The sequence below is a fragment of the Amycolatopsis sp. WAC 01416 genome (assembly GCF_003947485.1).
Classification (GTDB): Bacteria; Actinomycetota; Actinomycetes; order Mycobacteriales; family Pseudonocardiaceae; genus Amycolatopsis.
In genome coordinates, this window is sequence record NZ_QHHX01000017.1 from 1 (window position 1) to 19,646 (window position 19,646).

The following is a 19,646-nucleotide window of genomic DNA, read 5'->3' on the forward strand; positions in this document are numbered from 1 at the left end:
GTGCTTCAACCGGCTCAAACAGTTCCGCGACCTGGCCACCCGCTACGCCAAACGCGCCGCCTACTACCAAGCCGAACTCACCATCGCCGCGATCGTGCTCTGGCTCCAATGACTTACAGGACACGCCCTAGGCGACGTCGACCGGTTCTAGCGCGCCCCGGTGAGGTGTTCGAGGGCCAGCTGCGACAGGCGGATGAAACCGTAACCGCGCTCCGCCGCCTTGTCCGGGTCGAAGTCCTCGAACGCCGATCGGTCCGCCAGCAGATCCGCCGCCGTCTCGCCGTCGTCGAGAGTCGGCGTCGCCAGCTCCGGGACGAGCGCGGCGTCGAGCGCGGCCTGCACCTCGGGATCGGCACGGAACGCACGGGCACGTTCGGCGAACAGCAGGTAGCTGGCCATGTTGGCCTCGGCGCTGGCCCAGACGCCGTCCATGTTCTCCGTGCGCAGCGGCTTGTAGTCGAAGTGGCGCGGCCCGTCGTAGCCGCCGTGCTCCAGCAGGTCGACCAGGAAGAACGACGACAACACGTCGCCGTGGCCGAACACGAGGTCCTGGTCGAACCGCGGGCCGCGCTGGCCGTTGAGGTCGATGTGGAACAGCTTGCCCTGCCACAGGGCCTGCCCGATGCCGTGGACGATGTTGAGCCCGGCCATCTGCTCGTGCCCGACCTCGGGGTTCACGCCGACGATCTCGTGGTTGTCGAGTGTGGAGATGAACGCGAGCGCGTGCCCGATGGTCGGCAGCAGGATGTCGCCGCGAGGTTCGTTCGGCTTCGGTTCGAGCGCGAGCCGGAGGCCGTAACCCTGGTCGATGACGTACTGGGCGAGGAAGTCGATGCCCTCGCGGTAGCGGTCCATCGCCGCGTGGACGTCCTTCGACGCGTCGGTCTCGCTGCCTTCACGACCACCCCAGAGCACGAACGTCGACGCACCCAATTCGGCGGCGAGGTCGAGGTTCCGCAGCACCTTGCGCAGGGCGTACCGGCGGACGTCGCGATCGTTGCTGGTCAGGCCGCCGTCCTTGAAGACCGGATGGCTGAACAGGTTCGTGGTCACCATCGGGACGACGAGACCGGTCTCGTCGAGCGCGCCTTGGAAGCGCTTCAGCTGCCGCGCGCGCTCCGCGTCGGCCGAGCCGAACGGGATGAGGTCGTCATCGTGGAAGGTGATTCCCCAGGCGCCGAGGTCCGAGAGACGGTGCACGGCTTCCACCGGGTCGAGCGGGGCCCGGCTCGCCGGGCCGAACATGTCGTTCGCCTGCCAGCCCACGGTCCACAACCCGAAGCTGAACTTGTCCTCACGCGTCGGTGCCTGAGCCATTTCGCCTCCACCCATTAGTTTGATGCCTGAACTTATCGACGACGATCCGGCGGGTCAAGGCTTTCGTTCAGGCATCGAACGAATACACTCGCGCGATGATCGGTACGCGTCCGGCGGGACAGCACACCGTGCGGCAGCACAACGCCGCCCTCGTCCTCGGCGCGATCGCGGACGGCCCCGGCACCTCACGGGCGGGCCTCGCCGCCGCCACCGGGCTCACGAAGGCCACCGTGTCGATCGTGGTCGATCGCTTGATCGCGGCGGATCTCGTGGCCGAAGGCGAGCCGGAACGCCGGGCCGGCCCCGGCAGGCGCGGCACCGTCGTGTCGCTCTCCCCCACCGGCCCGCACGGACTCGGCATCGAGATCGGCGTCGACTACCTGGCGTCCTGCCTCGTCGATCTGAACGGCACCGTCCGGGCGGAGGAGGTCCGATACGCGGACAACCGGACCCCCCGCGTTTTCCAGCGCGTGTCGGCGTTCCTGCGCAAGGCACGGAAGCAGGCGGACGCGCTGGGGGTGCCCGTCGGCGGCGTCGGTATCGCCGTTCCGGGCCTGGTCGAATCCGGTCTCATACGGCTGGCCCCCAACCTGGGCTGGCGCGACGTCGACCTCGCGGACCGGCTCGGGGAGACGTTCACCGTCGCCAACGAAGCCAACTTCGCGGCGCTCGCCGAACTCTGGCACGGCTCGGCGTTGCCGGATTTCGTCCACGTGTCCGGCGAGATCGGGATCGGTGCGGGGATCGTGCTGGACCGTGCCCTGTTCGAAGGCGTCCGCGGCGCGGGCGGCGAGATCGGACATCTGCCCGTGGCACCCGACGGCCCGCCGTGTTCCTGCGGCGCGAACGGCTGCCTGGAACGGATGGCAGGTCAGGAGGAGATCCTGCGGCTCGCGGGCGCGGAGACGGTCGAGGAGCTGGTCTCCGCACTGGAAGCAGGCGACGGTGCGGCCCTTTCCGCGGTCACCACCGCCGCCGGCCATCTCGGCATCGGACTGTCCACTGTGGTCAACCTGATGGACGTCCCGGCGGTGGTGCTAGGCGGGACCTACGCGCGGCTCGAACCATGGCTGCGTGAGCCGCTCCTCGCCGAACTGGAGCGCCGCGTGCCCAGCACGGCCTGGTCGCCGGTGCGTGTCATCCGATCGTCGCTCGGCACGGGAGCCGCCGTACGCGGTGCCGCCGGCTCGGTGATCCGAAGCGTTCTCGCGGATCCGGAGAACTATCTCACGACTCACTGGCCATCCGATCAGGACGCTCGGGGCCGCTGACCCCGGGCAGCAACGGCTCGATCGCCCGCGCCCGCCGCTCGATGTCGGGCCGCTGGGCGCGCCGCGCGTAGTCGATGAGGGCTTCGCGGTCGTCTCGCGGAAGCCAGCCCTGCTCGCTCCCGGTCTCCAGCCTCACGAGGTACCGCACCAGCTCCACGGACTCGGCGCCGAAGTCCCGCATGCGGCGCGTCAGCAGTTCCGCCGCGCCGAGGTAACCGTTGTTCCAAGCGTGGACCGCCAGCAAGTGCGCCGTCGCCGCGAGGATGTCACCGAGGTGGAACCCGCCCTCCGCGGCGAGATGCCCGGCGAGCCGGAAACTGCGCCGGCCCTCGCCGACCGGGCCCTCCTCACGAATCGCCTCGAGCAGAGCCCCGATCTGCCGCGTCAGGTAATCCTGACCCGCGTCCTCCACCGTCACCGCATTCCTCCACCCAGTCGCCGCGATCGCACGAAGGTGTCAATGGGAAGCACGCCAGATACATCGAATGCCGAACCGTTATCACCCGAATGGCCTGTCCGGCACTGGTGTTCGTCCCCGGCTCGTAACACTGATCCCCATTCTTGTGGCAGGTGGTGGCGACCCTCGTGGTCACTTTCCTGCTCAACGAGTCCGTCGTCGTGGGCGGAGAAGTGACGCTCGCCGTCACCGTGGCGACAGGACGCGCGCCACGTTCCCACCACCCTCCGCCATCGAACCCGCCTGTATTCGGCGGGCGAGCGGAGGGCGTTACAGCGGCCGGTCAGCGAGGGCTACGGCAGACGAGGCCATATCGGTCAGCCGCGCACACCGGTCTATGAAGGCCTCCTTGCCCACCCTGAGGGCAGTGGTCCCGACAAAGGTGACATATCCGCTGGTCAAGTGGGCGGCGAGGGCGGAGGCGAGCTTGTCACAGTGACCTGACACCTCCTCGACTGTCCACAGGGGACAGTACCGAGGTGGCAGTGCCCGATTCGGGCGTTTTACAGAGGGGTCGTGAGTGATTAGGAGGGTTAGAACCCTACTAATCACTCACGACCCCCGTCGAAAGCCGGACATATCAGCATCAAATGGACACTCGGCGGTCGGACAGCGTCCTTTGTGGACATTCAAGGCCTTGGCCCACCACTTGAGCAAGCCGAACCGCCACTCGAACTCTGACCCCTTCGAGCAGTCGGCGATATCCAGACCGTGACGCGCTCGGACCCGATCACCACTCACGTGGGGCGACGCCCGACTGCTCCTCGAAGATCAGCCAGGTCCGCGTGGACCGCACACCATCCAGTGCCTGCAACCGTTCCAGGACGACGTCCCGCAGCGAAGCGTTGTCCGGCGTCCGCACCAGCAGCAGGATGTCGAAGTCGCCGCCGACGAGCGAAACGTGTTCGACGAACGGGATCTGCCGCAGTTCGGCCGACATCGTGCGCCATGAGGTCTGCTCGACGGTGATCAGGATGTACGCGCTCGTTCCGAGTCCGGCGCGCCGCGGGTCGATCCGGGCGCCGAAGCCGGTGATGACGCCTTCGGACATCAGGCGGTCCAGTCTCGCGTAGGCGTTGGTGCGCGAGATGTGCAGTCGTTCCGCCAGTGCCCGGACGGCGAGCCTGCCGTCGGCGGACAGTTCGGCGAGGATGGCGCGGTCGATGTCGTCGAGGGCAAGGACCGTTCGTCCTGGATCCCGGCCGTGAGCCACGCCACTACCGGACGGTTGGCTCTGCTGAACCGATTCTGAGGACATTTTGTCGCTCATTTCGCCTGGGCCTTGAACACTGGGACTCCTGAATCCACCATCTCAGCATCATATGTCTGTGAAAGGTGGTGCTGCGCCATGTCGAGGGAGACACCCGCCGCCGCGTTGCTGCCGTCCGGGGTTCCGGTGCGGTTCCTCGCCGAGGACGGCACACGCGTCGACGAGCACGGTCACTACTCCGAGCCGCCGTCCGAGCGGCTCGTCGAGGCCTACCGGCTGATGGTGCTCGGCCGCCGGTTCGACGCGCAGGCGACCGCGCTGACCAAACAGGGCCGCCTCGCGGTCTACCCGTCGAGTGCCGGCCAGGAGGCCTGCCAGGTCGCGAGTGCGCTGGCCCTCACCGACGCCGATTGGCTCTTTCCCACCTACCGCGACTCCGTCGCGCTCGTCGCCCGCGGGCTCGAACCGGGCGAGATCCTGACGCTCCTTCGCGGCGACGCGCACTGTGGCTACGACCCCGCCAAGACCCGTGTCGCTCCGCAGTGCACCCCGCTGGCCACCCAGACCCTCCACGCGGCCGGGCTCGCCCACGCGATGCAGCGCCGCGGGGAGGACAGCGTCGCGTTCGCGCTCATCGGGGACGGCGCCACCAGCGAAGGCGACTTCCACGAGGCGCTCAACTTCGCGGCCGTGTTCAAGGCGCCCGTGGTGTTCTTCGTGCAGAACAACGGGTTCGCGATTTCGGTGCCGTTCGAGAAGCAGAGCGCCGCCCCCGCGCTGGCCTACAAGGGTGTCGGCTACGGCGTGCGTTCCGAGCAGGTCGACGGCAACGACGCCGTCGCGGTCCTTTCGGTGCTGGACGACGCCGTCGCGCACGCGCGGTCCGGTCGCGGGCCGGTGCTGGTCGAGGCTCACACCTACCGGATCGACGCGCATACCAACGCCGACGACGCGACCCGCTATCGCGACCAGGCCGAGGTCGAGAAGTGGCGCGAAGCCGACCCGATCCGCCGTCTTGAAACCTACCTGACCAATGAGGACCTGTTGTCCGCCAACGACATCGAGCGATTCCGGGTCGAGGCGGAGACGTTCGCCGCAGGAGTGCGCGACACCCTCAACGCCGACGTCGAGCCGGATCCCCTGTCCCTGTTCGAGCACGTGTACGCCGCTCCGACCCGTCAGCTGGCAGCCCAGCGGGCGCTGGTCGCGGCCGAATTGGAGGCCTGATGACCGAGATCTCGATGGCACAAGCCCTCAACGCCGCCTTGCGTGACGCGATCAAGGACGACGACCGCGTGCTGATCTTCGGCGAGGACGTCGGCCCGCTCGGCGGGGTGTTCCGGGTGACCGACGGCATCACCGCCGACTTCGGCGAGGAACGCTGTTTCGACACGCCGCTTGCCGAATCCGGCATCGTCGGCTTCGCGGTCGGGATGGCGATGGGCGGATTCCGTCCGGTGGTCGAAATGCAGTTCGACGCCTTCGCGTACCCCGCGTTCGAGCAGATCACCTCGCATGTCGCGAAACTGCGGAACCGGACCCGCGGCGCGCTGTCGCTGCCGATGGTCATCCGGATCCCTTACGCGGGCGGGATCGGCGGCGTCGAGCACCACTGCGATTCGAGCGAGGCCTATTACACGCACACGCCGGGCCTGCGCGTCGTCACGCCTGGCACTCCGCAGGACGCCTACGACCTCCTGCGCGACTCGATCGACTCGCCGGATCCGGTGATCTTCCTCGAGCCCAAATGCCGCTACTGGTCGAAGGAGCCCGTGTCCTTCACCCGCGACGGCGCGGCGATGGACCGCGCGGTCGTCCGACGCGAGGGCAAAGACGTCACGCTGATCGCGTACGGCCCGATGGTCGCCACCGCGCTGGAGACGGCGGAGGCGGCCACCGCCGAGGGCTGGGACGTCGAGGTGGTCGACCTCCGGTCGCTGAGCCCGTTCGACGACGAGACCGTCACCGCTTCGGTGCGCCGCACCGGGCGCGCGGTCGTCGTCCACGAGGCGGCAGGCTTCGGCGGCTACGGCGCCGAGGTGGTCGCCAGGGTCACCGAACAGTGCTTCCATCAGCTGCACGCTCCCGTCCTGCGGGTGACCGGACTCGACATCCCTTATCCGCCACCGAAGCTGGAGCGCCATCAGCTTCCGGACGTCGACCGGATCCTGGACACCGTCGCCCGGTTGCAGTGGCACGACGAACCGGTGGTGGCCGGTGCCTGACTTCCTGCTCCCGGACCTCGGTGAGGGGCTGACCGAGGCGTCGATCGTGAACTGGCTCGTCGCGGAAGGCGACACCGTCGCTGTCGACCAGCCCGTCGTCGAAGTGGAGACCGCGAAGGCCGCGGTCGAGGTGCCGGTGCCGTTCGCCGGTGTCGTCACCCGCCTCCACGGCGAACCCGGCCAATCGCTGCCGGTCGGCGCTCCCCTGCTCACCATCGGTCCCGGCTTCACCGAACCCGGCGTGACGACGGCGAGTGAAGGCAGTGGCAACGTCCTCATCGGCTACGGCACGACCACCACGACGAGGCGCCGCCGGACGCGCACCGTCGTCGCGACTCCCGAGAAGCCGTCGAAAGCCCCGGGCGTGATCTCGCCGTTCGTCCGCAAGATGGCAGCGGACAACAAGATCGACCTGACGAAACTGACCGGCAGCGGCCCTGGCGGCATCATCCGGCGCGCCGACGTCGAAGCGGCGCTCACCGTCCCCGAATCGAGAGACGGCGAGACGCGGATCCCGCTGACCGGGGTCCGCAAGGCAGTCGCCGACAAGCTGACGACCTCTCGACGCCAGATCCCCGAAGCGACGGTCTGGGTCGACGTCGACGCGACCGAACTCGTCGCCGCGCGGAAGTCGCTCAACGCTTCGGCACCGGACCGCCCGGTGAGCCTCCTCGGTCTCGTCGCCCGGTTCGCCGTCGCGGGCCTGCGGAAGTATCCCGAGCTGAACTCGCGCGTCGAAGGCGACGAGATCGTCCAGTTGCGGGACATCAACCTCGGTTTCGCCGCGCAGACCGACCGCGGGCTCGTCGTCCCGGTCGTCCGCGACGCGGGTTCACTGTCCACAAGGGAACTTTCGGCGGCGATTCGTGAACGGACCACACAGGCCCGGGATGGCAAACCCGGCCCGGCGGGCGGCACATTCACAGTCAACAACTACGGCGTGTTCGGCGTCGACGGCTCCGCCGCGATCATCAACCATCCGGAGGCGGCGATCCTCGGCATCGGCCGGATCATCGACCGTGCCTGGGTCGTCGACGGCGCGCTGGTGGCGAGGCAGGTCTGCGAACTGACCCTGGCGTTCGACCACCGGGTGTGCGACGGCGGGACCGCCGGCGGCTTCCTCCGGTTCGTCGCCGACTGCGTCGAATCGCCGGTCACCGCGCTCGGGGAGCTCTGAGCGGGTCGCACAACCGCCGGTTGTGACCCGGCAACGACCCGTTGTTCGACTTGCGCGTCTCGGCTTGCTTTGATCTCGCGGTGGGTGGGAGATCGCTGGGGCGACGGTTCGGCTGGCTTTGGGCGGCGTACGCGGCGAGCGCTTTCGGCACCAGGTTCGCGTTCGACGCGTTCAGCCTGATCGCCATCGTGGCGCTGGGCGCGGGCACCACCGAGGTCTCGTTCCTCGCGGCGGCCGGGCTCGTCGACGACGCCGAGGTCGCGCTGCCGCTCGGCCCCTGGGTGGAGTTCCGCCGGAAACGGCCGGTGATGATCGCGATGGACCTCGTCCGGTGCGCGGCGCTGCTGACCGTGCCGGTGGCGTACGCGTTCGGGCTGCTCGGCTTCGCGCAGCTTCTCGCCGTGTCGGTCGTCGTCGCCGCGGCGGACATCACCTTCCTGGCTGCCAGTGGGGCTTTCCTGAAAACCCTGCTGCCGCCGGAAGATCTGCTGGTCGCGAACGCCCGGTTCGAATCGACGACCTGGACGGCGACCGTGCTCGGCCCGCCGCTCGGCGGTTTCGCCGTCGGCCTGTTCGGACCGGTGATCACGATTGCCGCCGACGCGGTCAGCTATCTGCTCTCGGCACTCGGCATCCGTGCGGCCGGCGGTTCGGAACCGCCACCCGCGAGGCCGGAAGGTCCGCGGCTGACCGGCCGCGACCTGCGGGAAGGATGGCGATTCATCCTCACCCATCCGCTGCTGCGACCCCTGTTCGTCAACACGATCGTGGTCAACGGCTTGATCATGGCGACCGCCCCGCTGATGGCCGTCCTGATGCTCGGGCAGCTCGGTTTCGCTCCTTGGGAGTACGCGGTGGCCTTCGCCGTGCCCTGCCTCGGCGGGCTGGTCGGTTCGAGACTCTCCCGGACCATGGTCGCGAGGTATGGTCGGGACAGGGTTCTCTTCGTCACCGGTTGGCTGCGGATCTGCTGGCCCGTCGGGCTCGTCTTCATCCAGCCCGGTGTTCCCGGGCTGATCCTGGTCATCGTCGTCGAACTCTGCCTGATCACCTGCATCGGCGTGTTCAACCCGGTGCTCGCCACCAGCAGGCTCGAAATGGTGCCCCTCGACCGCGCGTCGCGCACGCTTTCGGCCTGGTCGATCGCCGGCAAACTCACCACCGCGGCCTTGACCGCGCTGTGGGGGCTGCTCGCCGCGGTCACCGGTCCGCGTGCCGCGGTCGGCATCGCCGGGGCGCTCATGCTCGCGACGCCGCTCCTGCTCCCCCGAAACCGTCGGACGGCTGTGCCAGTATCGGCGCATGTCGATCACGAGAGTGGTAGCCGACCTCGAGACCAAGTCACTTGAGCAGGCGAAAGTCTTCTACGAGCGGGTGCTCGGCTTCGAAGTGGTGATGGATCACGGCTGGATCGTGACCCTGGCCGATCCGGATCGTCCGGAGGTGCAGCTGAGTCTCATGACCCACGACGAGACGGCGCCCGTCGTCCCGGCCGTCTCGATCCAGGTGGACGACGTCGACGCGGCGTACGAGGAGGCGAAGGCGTCCGGTGCCGAGATCGTGCACGAACTGACCGACGAACCGTGGGGTGTCCGGCGGTTCTTCGTCCGTGACCCCGGCGGTCACGTGGTCAACGTGCTGTCGCATCGCTGAAGGCTGTTTCATCAGAATTTCATAACGCATCCCTAGCGTTCGAACACGCACCGTAATCGAACGGAAGGGACGATGAATGTGAAGAAACTCAGGGGGGTCCTGGCGGCGGCCGCGCTGGCAGCCGGGCTGATCGGCGTCACCGCGCCGGCTGCCCAAGCCGACCAGGCGCGGTACTACATCCTCATCGGCGGCACCTGCGACGGAGCCGCGACCGTCTACAACGACGCCTGGTTGCGAGGCGGGATCCGGAAGGTGGTCCACTACCCGGCAGGGGCCGCCGGAGCACCGAACTGCGACCAGACGCCGATGGACCAGAGCGTCGCGCGCGGGCACGAAGAAGCCCGCCGTGTCGTCCAGAGCTCCTTCGACGAGAACCCCGGCGCGGAATTCACCGTCGTCGGCTACTCGCAGGGCGCACTGGTCGCGAACCTGGTGCTGAACGACATCGCCGACGGGAAGCTGGCCGTGGACAAGTCGCGGTTCAGGGCGAAGATCTTCGCCGACCCGATGCAGCCCGTCGGTCCGCCGGGACGCGGGATCAGCGCGGTGCTCCCGCCGGGCACCGGGGCGCCGTCGCCGTTCGGCGGCTACGTGTCGTTCGGGCCCGGCCGCACCGACTTCGGCGGTATCCCGTTCATCCGCTACTGCATCGAGACCGACGGCGTCTGCCACTTCGACACCATCGAAGCGCCGGGCGGGTACTTCGCCCAGCACCTGTGTTACCAGTGGGCCCGGCCGGCCGATCACCGCTCGATCATGGAGGACACGATCGCGGACGGCGTGTACACCAACGGTTCGCACGCGTTGCCGCGGCAGAACTGCCGTCCGCCGTGGCCGGCGGCGTGACCGGCTGAAGACGGCTGCCGCCCGGCGCCCGATCGCCGGGTGACAGCGGTTCGGGCGATGGCCCGCCCACAGTGTCGTGGGCGGGCCATCGTCGTTCTACCGGACCGGCTGCCCTTCCGGTGCCGGGGCGTGGCCGGTCGGCCGGGCGGTGAAGGTGCCCCGGCCCTGGGTCCGGCTGCGCAGCCGCGTCGCGTAACCGAACAGTTCGGCAAGCGGCACGGTCGCGGTGACCACGGTCGTACCCGCGCGCACCGCCGACCCCAGCACCCGGCCGCGCCCGCCGGCGAGGTCGCCGAGCACCACGCCGACGGCGCTTTCGGGCACGGTGACGGTCACTTCGGCGACCGGCTCCAGCAGCGTCATCGCACCGGCGCGCAACGCCTCCCGGAGCGCGAACCGCCCAGCCGTCCGGAACGCCATCTCCGACGAGTCCTTCGAGTGGGTGGCCCCGTCGGTCAGCGTGACCCGGACACCCGTCACCGGATGCCCGCCGAGCGGGCCTTCCGCCAGCGCGTCACGGCAACCCGCCTCGACGGCGCGGACGTATTCCCGCGGCACCCGGCCACCGACCACAGTGGACTCGAACTCGAATTCCCCTTCCTCCAACGGTTCCGTGTCGATGATGACGTGAGCGAACTGCCCGGCGCCACCGTCCTGTTTGACGTGCCGATAGACGAAGCCGGACACGCCGCGCGCCACAGTCTCGCGGTAGGCGACGCGAGGCCGCCCGACGCCGACGGCGAGCCCGTGGTCGCGCCGGATCTTCTCCACCGCCACCTCCAGATGCAGCTCGCCCATTCCCGAGAGCAGGGTCTGACCGGTCTCGCGATCGGTCCGGATGACCAGCGACGGGTCCTCCTCGACCAGCCGCCCCAGCGCCGACACCAGCCGTTCCGTGTCCGTTCCCGTGCGTGCCTCGACGGCGACCGACACGACCGGATCGGCCACGACGGGCGGCTCGAGCAGGAGCGGCGCCGACGGCGTGCACAGCGTCGCGCCGGCACGCGCCGTCTTCAGCCCGACCACCGCGACGATGTCGCCCGCGACGGCACTGTCCACCCTGGTGTGCCGGTCCGCCTGGACCCGCAGGATGCGGCCGACACGCTCGATCCGGCCGCTGCCCACGTCCATCACCGCCTCCGAAGTCCGGATCGTGCCCGAATACACCCGCAGGTAGGTCAACCGCCCGGTGGCGGTCGACGTCACCTTGAACACCAGCGCCGCGAACGGTGCCGACGGATCGGCGGGCCGTTCGTGAGCCGTCCCTTCGTACTCACCCCGGACCGGCGGGACATCCGACGGCGAGGGCAGATACGCCACGACGGCTTCGAGCAGCGGCTCGACACCACGGTTGCGGTACGCCGAGCCGCACAGCACCACGACGCCGTCCCCGGTGCGGGTCAGCTCGCGCAGCGCCGAGACCAGCGTCTCCGTCGAAACCGCGGACGACTCGCAGAACTCGTCCAGCGCGGCCGGATGGAGTTCCGCCACGGTCTCTTCGAGCAGACGGCGACGCCGGTTCGCTTCGTCCACAAGGGACTCCGGAACCGGACCTTCCTCGGCCCTCTCGCCGCCGTCGGCCCAGACGAGCGACCGCATCCGCAGCAGGTCGACGACGCCCGCGAAACCGTCTTCCGCCCCGATCGGCAGCTGGACCACCAGCGGACGCGGATGCAGCCGCTCCCGGATGGATTCCACGGCCGCGTCCAGGTCGGCACCCGCACGGTCGAGCTTGTTGACGAACGCGATCCGCGGTACGCCGTGCCGATCGGCCTGGCGCCACACCGATTCGCTCTGCGGTTCGACTCCGGCGACCCCGTCGAACACCGCGATGGCACCGTCGAGGACCCGGAGCGACCGTTCGACCTCGTCGGAGAAGTCGACGTGGCCGGGGGTGTCGATCAGGTTGACGAGATGGCCGTCCCACGAGCAGCTGACGGCGGCGGCGAAAATGGTGATGCCACGGTCTCGCTCCTGGGAATCGAAGTCGGTCACGGTCGTGCCGTCATGGACCTCACCGCGTTTGTAGGTGGTGCCGGTGACGTACAGGATCCGTTCGGTCAGTGTGGTCTTGCCCGCGTCGACATGGGCGAGGATGCCCAGATTGCGGACGGCGGACAGGGGGACGGTGCGCATGGCGCGGGCCTTTCGAAAAGTGATCTCCGGAGCTCGGACTGCGCGATTCGGGGCGAACGCGGGCAGGCGCCCTCGCCGTCGCGGGGCGACGGGAAGAGGGCCCGAAAAGGTCAGGCGTTCGTCAACGGGCCGGTGCTAGCCGCGCGGCAGGCACCGGGTGCGCGGAGACACGAGGATCACCTCGTAGCGGGCCGAGGGGACGACGACGGCGTGGTGATGACGCACGGTCCTGTCCTTCCTCGCCGGGATGATTCGCGGCGAGTGTAACCACCGCGGACGCGGGCCGGAAACCGATTTTCCGCGGATTCGGCGGAGACCGACCAGTTTCCGGCGACGGCGGTGTCCATCCTTGTCGAGGGACACCACAGGAGAAAGGAACCGGGCATGGGGGCGGACGAGCTGCTGAGCTTGGCGAAGACCGGCGACGGTGAGGCGTTCCGAGACCTCGTCGCGCCGTATCGCCGTGAGCTGCAGGTGCACTGCTACCGCATCCTGGGCTCCGTGCAGGACGCCGAGGATCTGCTGCAGGAGACGTTGCTGGCCGCGTGGCGCGGGATCGACGCGTACGAGGAACGCGCGTCCGTGCGGACCTGGCTGTACCGGATCGCGACCAACCGCTGCCTCAACGCGCTGCGTGCGGGCGGCCGCCGCCCGCACGACCACGCGGCCTACCGACCGGAGGTCCCGTTGCCCGAGCCGTCGCGCCGCCGCCCGGAACCCAGCTGGCTGGAGCCCTACCCCGACGTCCTGCTCGACGGGATCGCCGATCAGATGCCCGGCCCGGAGGCACGCTACGAAGCCAGGGAGTCGATCTCGCTCGCGTTCCTGGCGGCGCTCCAGCAACTTCCGCCGAGGCAGCGGGCCGTGCTGGTGCTGCGGGACGTCCTCGGGTTCCGCGCCGCGGAGGCGGCGGGGATCCTCGGCACCACGGAGAACGCCGTGACCAGCGCGTTGAACCGGGCGCGTTCGGCGCTGGCCAAGGAGATGCCAGGCGGCGGACGCGAGACCGCTCCCCTACCGGATTCGCCACGGGAACGCCAGATCGTCGACGAGTTCGCCCACGCCTTCGAGACCGGCGACGTCGAGGCCATCGTGGCGCTGCTGACCGACGACGCGTGGCTGACCATGCCCCCGCTTCCCCTGGAGTACCAGGGTCCGGACGCCGTCGGGCACTTCCTGGCGACCGTCGCCCTCTCCGACGGCCGCCGGTACTCGCTGATCCCGACCCGCGCGAACGGTCAACCCGCCTTCGGCTGCTACCTCCGTGACCCGAGGACGCCGATCGGGCACGCGCACGGCGTGCTCGTGCTGGAACTGGCCGGCGACCGGATCACCGCGGTGACCCGGTTCCTCGACAACTCACTGCTCGCCGCCTTCGGGCTTCCCCGCTCGCTGCGCGGCTGATCCCGCGCTCTTCCATGACCCCGTACCGATCGAGGAGAAACCGATGACCGACCTGAACGCACTCGCCGAAACACTCCGCGCCCTGCACAGCGGGGAAATGCTCGTCCTGCCGAACGTTTGGGACGCGGCGAGCGCCGAAGTCGTGGCGGAAGCGGGTTTCCCCGCGATCGCCACCGCCAGTGCCGCCGTCTCGGCGATGCTCGGCTACCCCGACGGCGAAGGCGCGCCGTGGCAAGAGATGTTCGCGGCGGCGGGCCGGGTCGCCCACGCGGTGTCGTTGCCGGTCACCGTGGACGCGGAAGCGGGTTACGGCCTGGCGCCGCGGGAGTTCGTGGACCGGCTGCTGGAGACCGGCGCCGTCGGCTGCAACCTGGAGGACACCGATCACCGGACCGGCAAGCTGACCGACGCCGCCGAGCACGCCCAGCGGCTCGCGGACATCCGCTCGGCCGCGACCGAGGCGGGCGTCCCGATCGTCGTCAACGCCCGGGTCGACGCGTTCCTCGGTGACCGAGGGATCCCGGAGCCGGAAAGGCTTGCCGAGGCCATCCGGCGGGGCAGGCTTTACCGGGACGCCGGCGCCGACTGCGTGTACCCGATCGGGGTGCGACGCCGTGACGACATCGCCGCGCTGGTCACCGAACTCGCGTGTCCGGTGAACGGCAACGTCGGCGAGGAACTGGATCTGGCCGCGCTCCGGGAACTCGGCGTGGCACGAGTGTCGTATGGCCCGCGCTTCTACCGCGCGGCGCTGGCGGGTTTCCGGACGGCCATCGAGAAGCTGTAGCCCTGAGCGCACGGCCGGGGTGGTCGTGAGTGGCGATTCGGATTCTCTTGAGGGGTAAGGCAAAGGTGTCGCGGGTGGCGGGGACTCGCTCGCGGTCGTGGGGTACCCAGGTGTTGCGAAAGCCACTTTCACAACGTTGAACGTTGCCAAAGTGGCTTTCGCAACCTGCCACCTTCGCCTTACCCCTCAATAACCCGAATCGCCACTCACGACCCACTGCACCCGTCACTTGCAGAACGCGGTGTCCACAGTGGCCATGACCGCCTTGCTGCCCTTCGCCCCGTCGCCGAAGGTACCCGGCAGCGCGGTCACCGCGAGCCCGACGGTGCGGCCGTCTTCCGTGGCTCCACCACGCGTTTCGAATCCGTGGATGTCCCCGCCGTGTCCCCAGTACACGCCACCGCAGCTGAGCGGATTGCTCATCAGGCCGAGGCCGTATTTCGTTCCCGGGAACAGGGGCGCGTCGACCGTCTTCCGCATTTCGGCCAGCTGCGCGGCGGGCAGCAGCCTGCCTTCGAGCAGTACCCGGAAGAACTCGCCGAGGTCGCGAGGCGTCGAGATCAGCTGTCCGGCGGCGCCGCCCCAGGACGGGTCCAGCTCGGTCGCGTCGATCACCTTGCCGGTGGCGGCGTTGCCGATGGCGTAACCCTGCGGATGCCGTCCCTGGATGGTCTGATCACCGACCTGCGGCCAGTAGGTGTGCTTCAAGCCCGCCTTGTTGATCACGCGGTCGGTGATCTGCTCCTGGATCGGGCGTCCGGTCACCTTCTCGATCAGCATGCCCGCCAGCAGATAGCCGGTGTTGCTGTACTCCCACTTGGTGCCGGGCGCGAACTTCGCCGGGTGACTCAAGGCCGCGGCGAGCAGTTCGTGGCTCGGGAAGTATCGGTGCTGCAGCTGCTCGAAGTTCTCCAGCCCGAGGTACTCGGTGTAGTTCGGCAGCCCGCTGGTGTGCTGCAGCAGGTGCCGGACGGTGATCTTGGTGGCGTCGATGCCTTCGCCGCGCACGATCCCAGGCAGGTACTTCTCGATCGGCGCGTCCAGTTCCACCTTGCCCTCGGCCACCAGCTGCAGGACCACGACCGCTGTGAACGTCTTGGTGTTACTGCCGGCCCGGACCATGCCGTCCCGGGGAACCGGAACCTGGCGATCGATCCGCGAGGACCCCGCGACCAGCGACGCCGTGCGCCTTCCTTCGGCCACGTAGGCGAGCGCGGCCGGGAACTTCTCCTGGCGCACCAACGAGTCGAGGCCCTTCTGCAGCTCAGACCCCTTGGCCGGGGCCGCGTCCGCCGCCGTGGTCCACACGGCGCCCATCAGCCCTGCCACCGTCAGGACGACGACACCCTTGCGTACTGTCATTCGCACTCCTTGCTCGAACGGATCGATGCCTATGACTCTGGCCCGATCGGACGCGAAGATCAGGAGTGCAGGCTGCCGAATCACGGGTAGCGCTGGCGCTACCCATCGTCTCCCGCGAATATTTTCTGACCAGAATTCGTCCCACCATTGTCGGCGCGTGATGTAGCTGGCTAAGGTCAGTTCGGTAAGTGGACTAGACCACCCGAGGCCGGGAGGCGACGATGCCCCTCGACGAACAGCAGACCTGGGCAATGCTGCGAGAGCTGGACGAACCCGGCCACTGGGAGGTGCCGCACGACTTCGACGGACCGGCCGAACGGGCTCGATTCGAGCGACTGGCCGAACGGCTCGGCCACCGTTTCGGCTGCGCCTGCGAAGTCGACCGCCACGTCCAGGACGCCAGCCACCTCGGCAGGATCGCGATCCCGGCGAGCGCGACCTCCGCACGGGACCGGGTGACCGTCACGGTCAGCAATTTCGGCGGCCTCGTCGCGGTGACACTGGGAAATCCGGGCAGCTACGACGAAGACGAGGAACGGGAGTTCTTCCCGGCACCGGTCCGAAGACGGGTCGAAGACGAGCTGGAAGCGCTCGGCTACCTGCCCGTCTCCGAACACCCGCTGTGGACCAAGTACACCGGGATCAGCGGATTCGACGCCCTCTATCCCCCGGACCGGCCGCCGTCGTGGTGGGACCGGTTCTTCGATTACCTCTAGGCGTTGCTCGGCGCGAGCGCGTCGGCGAGTTCCGCCGCGTTCGGCACGCTGACGAGCACCTCGTCGAACGAGAGGCCGGCAACCCCGCGATCGATCTCGATCCGCAGCCCCGGCACACCCCTGCGGACCGACACCAGCTGACGAATCCCTGTGCCCAACCCCCAGTAACCCACTTTCAGCACGCCGCTGATCAGCGCCCCGACCCGTCCCCCGCGCGTCCGCCGCAGGGGTGCGTCGACGTGCTCGACGACCTTGATCGCCGCCCGCGGAACGACCACTTCGTCGCGCCATACGGCCAGCCGCTCCCAACCCGAGAACCTCACCCGTACTCCACCCTCGGTGATGTCCATCGTCGCCATCGTGACCGCCTTTCTCCATAGCCATCTGATGTAGTTGTTATAGCAAGTGTATAGCAGATATCCTTGCGAGGTGTTGCTGACTCTCGACCTCGACAGCGAGGTTCCGATCTACCAGCAGATCCGCGACCGGATCGTCGAAGCCGTCGCCGACGGCGTACTGGCCGAAGGCAGCGCCCTGCCCTCCACCCGGCACCTCGGCGCCGATCTCGGGATCAACTTCCACACCGTCAATAAGGCCTATGACCTGCTGCGGACGCAGGGCTTCATCCGCATCAACCGCAAGACCGGCGCGGTCGTCCGGCGGGACGCGTCCTCCGGGCCGGCGGACGACGGCTACGCGGACGAATGGCAGGAACGCCTGCGCACCTTGCTCGCCGAAGCCGTCGCTCTTGGCCTGGGCCCGCGCGAGGTGACCAGCCGGTGCGGGTCCGTGCTGGACTCCTTCGCCGTGAGCGCCCGGCGATGACCGGACCGCTCTGGCTGAACCTGGCCCTCGTCGCGTTCACCGCGGCCGCCTTCGCCTCGGCACCCGCGCTGGCGCGGCCGACCCTCCCCTTCGGCGTCCGGGTCCCGACCCGGCGCACCGGAGAGGCCGTCATCCTCCTCGCGCGGCGCCGCTACAACCGGGGAATCGCGGCGGGTGCGGTTGTCGCCTGCGCCGTCGTCCTCATCGACGGGCTCGCACCCGAGGTCGTCCTTGTCGGTCTCGTCGTGGCCTATTCGCTGCTCGGCGGCCTGGCCAGTCGTTCGATCGTCGCCGCGAAACGCGAGGAGGGCTGGTACGCCGGGACACGGCAGGCAGTCACCGCCGACACCTCGCTGCGCTCGGACCCGGTCCGTCCACAGTGGATTTTGCTGGCACCGGCGCTGCTGCTGCTCGTCGTCACGGCGGTCATCGGCCTGTTCGAGGGCGCGACGAACTTCTCGACGGTCCTCACGCAGATCCTGGTCGTGGTGCTGATCCCGCCCCTGACCATCGCGATCTCACGAGCCCGGCCCGAAATCGACGCCGTACAGCCGTCGGCATCGGCGTCGCGCTACCGGGAGTACCTGCACGGGGTGCTCAGCCTGCTGCTGCTCTCCGCGGGCTGCGTCAATGCGACGATGCTCGTCGTTTCGCTCCAACTCTGGGAGATCGTCGAGACGACGGTGCCGACGACGATCGTGGGCTACCTGCCGCTCGCCGCCGCCTTCATCGCCTGGGTCGTCTTCTCCGTCCGGGCGGGCGACGCCGGGCACCGGTTGTCACCCACCGGCGACGATCCGGAGACCCGGTACGAACAACGCGACGACGACCGCTACTGGCACGCCGCCGGAATGGTGTACCTGAACCGGAACGACCCCGCGCTTCTGGTGCACCGGCGGGTCGGGACCTACTGGACGCTCAACCTCGGGCATCCGATCGCCTGGATCGTCCTCGCCGCGGTCGCCGTGCTCGGAGTGCTCGCCGGGCTCGGCATCGTCACGCTGCCCGAGAAGGGCGCCTGATCACAGGGCGTTACCCTGAGGCAATGACGTCGCAGAAAACCCCTCAAACGATGAAGCCCGCGACAGCGGCGAAGAAGCTGGGTGTGTACCTGGAGGCCACCCCGGCGGAGTTCCAGGAGGGTGTCGTCTCCCGCGACGAGCTGAACGCGCTGCAGGCCGAACCGCCCGAGTGGCTGCGGGAGCTTCGCCGCAACGGGCCGCACCCGCGTCCGGTCATCGCGGCGAAGCTGGGCATCTCCATCAGTGGCCTGGCGCGCGGCGGGATCACCGAGGCCCTCACCACCGAGCAGATCGAGGAGATCAAGACCGCCGCCCCGGATTGGCTGACGCGGGAACGCGAGACCCACGCCGAGGTCCGCAAGGAAGAGGCGCGGGTCAAGGCCGCCCGTAGCGAGAGCTAGCCCCGGCGGCGGCGCTTCCCGCCCTTGGGAGCCCCGCGCTGCCCAGGCTGCGGCTTCCGGCCGGCGGTCTGGGGGCGCTTGCTCTTCGACGGCGCCTTCTTCTCGGGCGTCTGCTTTTCCGGGGCCTGCTGCCGCCCCCGAGTGCTGTTGACGGTCCGGCCGCGCACGATCCCGATGAACTGTTCCATCAGGTCGGAGGTCTCTTCGTCCGGCCAGGACAACGCGACGCCGGATTCGGGCGTGCCGGAGATCGGGCGGTAGGTCAGGTCACGCCGATGGTGCAGCCGCGCGACGGACTGCGGGACGACCAGGAGCCCGACACCGGCGGCGACCAGCTCGATGGCGTCCGCCGTGGTGGCGGGGCGTTCCAGTGCGGGTTTCCCCGGCGGCCGCTCCCAGTCCAGTGGGTCGTCGAGCGGGTGCAGCACGACGTCGTCGGCGATGTCTTCGACGGAGACCTCGTCCGCGGCGGCGACCAGGTGGTCCTTGGGGACGATCACGACGGTCGTCTCGGTGTAGAGCGGGATCGCGTGCAGACCCTCGCGATCGATCGGGAGCCTCAGCAGGACGGCGTCCACCTCGCGCTCCCGGACCAGTCCGGCGGCCTCGGCCGCGGTCGTCTGGACGAGTTCGAGTGGCACGCCGGGCGACCGCTCGGTCCAGATCCGGACCCACTTCGAGGGCGTCACGCCGGGGACGTACGCGAGCTTGAAGGAGGCGGGTGTTTCCGGGCCGGTCATGGGGCAAGGTTACCGGGAGTGGTCATCGCGCTCGTGAGTGGCAAGGACGGTTCTGGCGGACCGGTATTCGCCTACCCACTGGTGCCGGTGTTACGGC

19 protein-coding genes and 2 pseudogenes are annotated in these 19,646 nt (G+C 69.0%); 14 read left to right on the forward strand and 7 right to left on the reverse strand.

Annotation, left to right across the window (positions count from 1 at the left end; all coding sequences use genetic code 11):
- Positions 1 to 112: pseudogene (locus tag DL990_RS39620) on the forward strand (IS5/IS1182 family transposase); the annotation flags it as partial.
- A gap of 35 nt (positions 113 to 147) precedes the next feature.
- On the opposite strand, the gene xylA reads toward DL990_RS39620, so the two are convergent.
- Entirely contained in the window at positions 148 to 1,317 is a 1,170-nt protein-coding gene (gene xylA / locus DL990_RS39625) for a xylose isomerase (RefSeq protein ID WP_125783011.1), read from the reverse strand.
- A gap of 95 nt (positions 1,318 to 1,412) precedes the next feature.
- Here xylA and DL990_RS39630 point away from each other — a divergent pair, with 95 nt between their 5' ends.
- Complete coding sequence (locus DL990_RS39630; RefSeq protein WP_125801742.1) at positions 1,413 to 2,588, forward strand: ROK family transcriptional regulator; 1,176 nt, start codon at positions 1,413 to 1,415, stop codon at positions 2,586 to 2,588.
- On the opposite strand, the gene DL990_RS39635 is transcribed toward DL990_RS39630, so the two are convergent.
- Both DL990_RS39635 and DL990_RS39640 read right to left on the reverse strand, forming a co-directional pair.
- On the reverse strand, positions 2,545 to 3,006 hold the full coding sequence (locus tag DL990_RS39635) for a hypothetical protein (protein WP_125783007.1): 462 nt from the start codon (positions 3,004 to 3,006) through the stop codon (positions 2,545 to 2,547). The two genes, DL990_RS39630 and DL990_RS39635, sit on opposite strands and share 44 nt — an antisense overlap.
- A gap of 769 nt (positions 3,007 to 3,775) precedes the next feature.
- Positions 3,776 to 4,258: an Lrp/AsnC family transcriptional regulator gene (locus tag DL990_RS39640; RefSeq protein ID WP_125783005.1), complete on the reverse strand. Its 483-nt coding sequence runs from the start codon at positions 4,256 to 4,258 to the stop codon at positions 3,776 to 3,778.
- A gap of 135 nt (positions 4,259 to 4,393) precedes the next feature.
- On the opposite strand from DL990_RS39640, the gene pdhA reads away from it, so the two are divergent.
- The 6 genes and pseudogenes from pdhA (at position 4,394) to DL990_RS39670 (ending at position 10,156) form a co-directional block, all read left to right on the forward strand.
- A complete protein-coding gene (gene pdhA / locus DL990_RS39645) occupies positions 4,394 to 5,482 on the forward strand; it encodes a pyruvate dehydrogenase (acetyl-transferring) E1 component subunit alpha (RefSeq protein ID WP_125801743.1) in 1,089 nt (362 codons plus the stop codon).
- Complete coding sequence (locus DL990_RS39650; RefSeq protein WP_125783001.1) at positions 5,482 to 6,480, forward strand: alpha-ketoacid dehydrogenase subunit beta; 999 nt, start codon at positions 5,482 to 5,484, stop codon at positions 6,478 to 6,480. Before pdhA ends, DL990_RS39650 begins: the two co-directional genes overlap by 1 nt.
- Positions 6,473 to 7,657, forward strand: a complete 1,185-nt coding sequence (locus DL990_RS39655; RefSeq protein WP_125782999.1) for a dihydrolipoamide acetyltransferase family protein — start codon at positions 6,473 to 6,475, stop codon at positions 7,655 to 7,657. The genes DL990_RS39650 and DL990_RS39655 overlap by 8 nt, the downstream gene beginning before the upstream one ends.
- Positions 7,658 to 7,737: 80 nt before the next feature.
- Positions 7,738 to 9,123 (forward strand): annotated as a pseudogene (locus tag DL990_RS39660) (MFS transporter); the annotation flags it as partial.
- On the forward strand, positions 9,032 to 9,310 hold the full coding sequence (locus DL990_RS39665) for a VOC family protein (RefSeq protein WP_370305939.1): 279 nt from the start codon (positions 9,032 to 9,034) through the stop codon (positions 9,308 to 9,310). The pseudogene DL990_RS39660 and the gene DL990_RS39665, both read left to right, overlap by 92 nt.
- A 72-nt stretch (positions 9,311 to 9,382) precedes the next feature.
- The gene (locus DL990_RS39670) at positions 9,383 to 10,156 is read left to right on the forward strand and encodes a PE-PPE domain-containing protein (protein WP_125782995.1); all 774 of its coding nucleotides are present in this window, start codon (positions 9,383 to 9,385) and stop codon (positions 10,154 to 10,156) included.
- 96 nt (positions 10,157 to 10,252) lie between these two features.
- Here DL990_RS39670 and fusA read toward each other — a convergent pair whose 3' ends face one another.
- Complete coding sequence (gene fusA / locus DL990_RS39675; RefSeq protein WP_125801744.1) at positions 10,253 to 12,292, reverse strand: elongation factor G; 2,040 nt, start codon at positions 12,290 to 12,292, stop codon at positions 10,253 to 10,255.
- Between the two features lie 384 nt (positions 12,293 to 12,676).
- Between fusA and DL990_RS39680 the strand changes: the two genes are divergently transcribed.
- Complete coding sequence (locus tag DL990_RS39680) at positions 12,677 to 13,696, forward strand: sigma-70 family RNA polymerase sigma factor (protein WP_125801745.1); 1,020 nt, start codon at positions 12,677 to 12,679, stop codon at positions 13,694 to 13,696.
- 43 nt (positions 13,697 to 13,739) lie between these two features.
- Entirely contained in the window at positions 13,740 to 14,483 is a 744-nt protein-coding gene (locus DL990_RS39685; protein WP_125801746.1) for an isocitrate lyase/phosphoenolpyruvate mutase family protein, read from the forward strand.
- Between the two features lie 225 nt (positions 14,484 to 14,708).
- On the opposite strand, the gene DL990_RS39690 is transcribed toward DL990_RS39685, so the two are convergent.
- Entirely contained in the window at positions 14,709 to 15,845 is a 1,137-nt protein-coding gene (locus tag DL990_RS39690; protein WP_125801747.1) for a serine hydrolase, read from the reverse strand.
- 221 nt (positions 15,846 to 16,066) lie between these two features.
- On the opposite strand from DL990_RS39690, the gene DL990_RS39695 reads away from it, so the two are divergent.
- On the forward strand, positions 16,067 to 16,561 hold the full coding sequence (locus tag DL990_RS39695) for a hypothetical protein (protein WP_125782985.1): 495 nt from the start codon (positions 16,067 to 16,069) through the stop codon (positions 16,559 to 16,561).
- On the opposite strand, the gene DL990_RS39700 is transcribed toward DL990_RS39695, so the two are convergent.
- Complete coding sequence (locus tag DL990_RS39700; protein ID WP_233620707.1) at positions 16,558 to 16,911, reverse strand: hypothetical protein; 354 nt, start codon at positions 16,909 to 16,911, stop codon at positions 16,558 to 16,560. The genes DL990_RS39695 and DL990_RS39700 overlap by 4 nt on opposite strands.
- Before the next feature lie 79 nt (positions 16,912 to 16,990).
- On the opposite strand from DL990_RS39700, the gene DL990_RS39705 reads away from it, so the two are divergent.
- The 3 genes from DL990_RS39705 to DL990_RS39715 are packed head-to-tail and all read left to right on the forward strand — an operon-like array spanning position 16,991 to position 18,809.
- The gene (locus DL990_RS39705; RefSeq protein ID WP_125782981.1) at positions 16,991 to 17,386 is read left to right on the forward strand and encodes a GntR family transcriptional regulator; all 396 of its coding nucleotides are present in this window, start codon (positions 16,991 to 16,993) and stop codon (positions 17,384 to 17,386) included.
- Positions 17,341 to 18,408, forward strand: coding sequence for a DUF1648 domain-containing protein (locus DL990_RS39710; protein WP_233620708.1), 1,068 nt, complete (start codon positions 17,341 to 17,343; stop codon positions 18,406 to 18,408). Before DL990_RS39705 ends, DL990_RS39710 begins: the two co-directional genes overlap by 46 nt.
- 23 nt (positions 18,409 to 18,431) lie before the next feature.
- Complete coding sequence (locus DL990_RS39715; RefSeq protein ID WP_233598746.1) at positions 18,432 to 18,809, forward strand: DUF5997 family protein; 378 nt, start codon at positions 18,432 to 18,434, stop codon at positions 18,807 to 18,809.
- Here DL990_RS39715 and DL990_RS39720 read toward each other — a convergent pair.
- Positions 18,806 to 19,549 carry a LysR family transcriptional regulator substrate-binding protein gene (locus tag DL990_RS39720; RefSeq protein WP_125801748.1) on the reverse strand — a complete coding sequence of 248 codons (744 nt, stop codon included), beginning with the start codon at positions 19,547 to 19,549 and terminating at the stop codon, positions 18,806 to 18,808. The genes DL990_RS39715 and DL990_RS39720 overlap by 4 nt on opposite strands.
- Positions 19,550 to 19,646 lie beyond the last annotated feature (97 nt).

What these genes read in the sequence shown, in the direction of transcription:
- DL990_RS39685 (WP_125801746.1), top strand. Translation starts at nt 13,740, where the DNA reads ATGACCGACCTGAACGCACTCGCCGAAACACTCCGCGCCCTGCACAGC.
- fusA (WP_125801744.1), bottom strand. Translation starts at nt 12,292, where the DNA reads ATGCGCACCGTCCCCCTGTCCGCCGTCCGCAATCTGGGCATCCTCGCC.
- DL990_RS39715 (WP_233598746.1), top strand. Translation starts at nt 18,432, where the DNA reads ATGACGTCGCAGAAAACCCCTCAAACGATGAAGCCCGCGACAGCGGCG.
- DL990_RS39695 (WP_125782985.1), top strand. Translation starts at nt 16,067, where the DNA reads ATGCCCCTCGACGAACAGCAGACCTGGGCAATGCTGCGAGAGCTGGAC.
- DL990_RS39680 (WP_125801745.1), top strand. Translation starts at nt 12,677, where the DNA reads ATGGGGGCGGACGAGCTGCTGAGCTTGGCGAAGACCGGCGACGGTGAG.
- DL990_RS39700 (WP_233620707.1), bottom strand. Translation starts at nt 16,911, where the DNA reads ATGGACATCACCGAGGGTGGAGTACGGGTGAGGTTCTCGGGTTGGGAG.
- DL990_RS39690 (WP_125801747.1), bottom strand. Translation starts at nt 15,845, where the DNA reads ATGACAGTACGCAAGGGTGTCGTCGTCCTGACGGTGGCAGGGCTGATG.
- xylA (WP_125783011.1), bottom strand. Translation starts at nt 1,317, where the DNA reads ATGGCTCAGGCACCGACGCGTGAGGACAAGTTCAGCTTCGGGTTGTGG.
- DL990_RS39650 (WP_125783001.1), top strand. Translation starts at nt 5,482, where the DNA reads ATGACCGAGATCTCGATGGCACAAGCCCTCAACGCCGCCTTGCGTGAC.
- DL990_RS39720 (WP_125801748.1), bottom strand. Translation starts at nt 19,549, where the DNA reads ATGACCGGCCCGGAAACACCCGCCTCCTTCAAGCTCGCGTACGTCCCC.
- DL990_RS39670 (WP_125782995.1), top strand. Translation starts at nt 9,383, where the DNA reads ATGAATGTGAAGAAACTCAGGGGGGTCCTGGCGGCGGCCGCGCTGGCA.
- pdhA (WP_125801743.1), top strand. Translation starts at nt 4,394, where the DNA reads ATGTCGAGGGAGACACCCGCCGCCGCGTTGCTGCCGTCCGGGGTTCCG.
- DL990_RS39630 (WP_125801742.1), top strand. Translation starts at nt 1,413, where the DNA reads ATGATCGGTACGCGTCCGGCGGGACAGCACACCGTGCGGCAGCACAAC.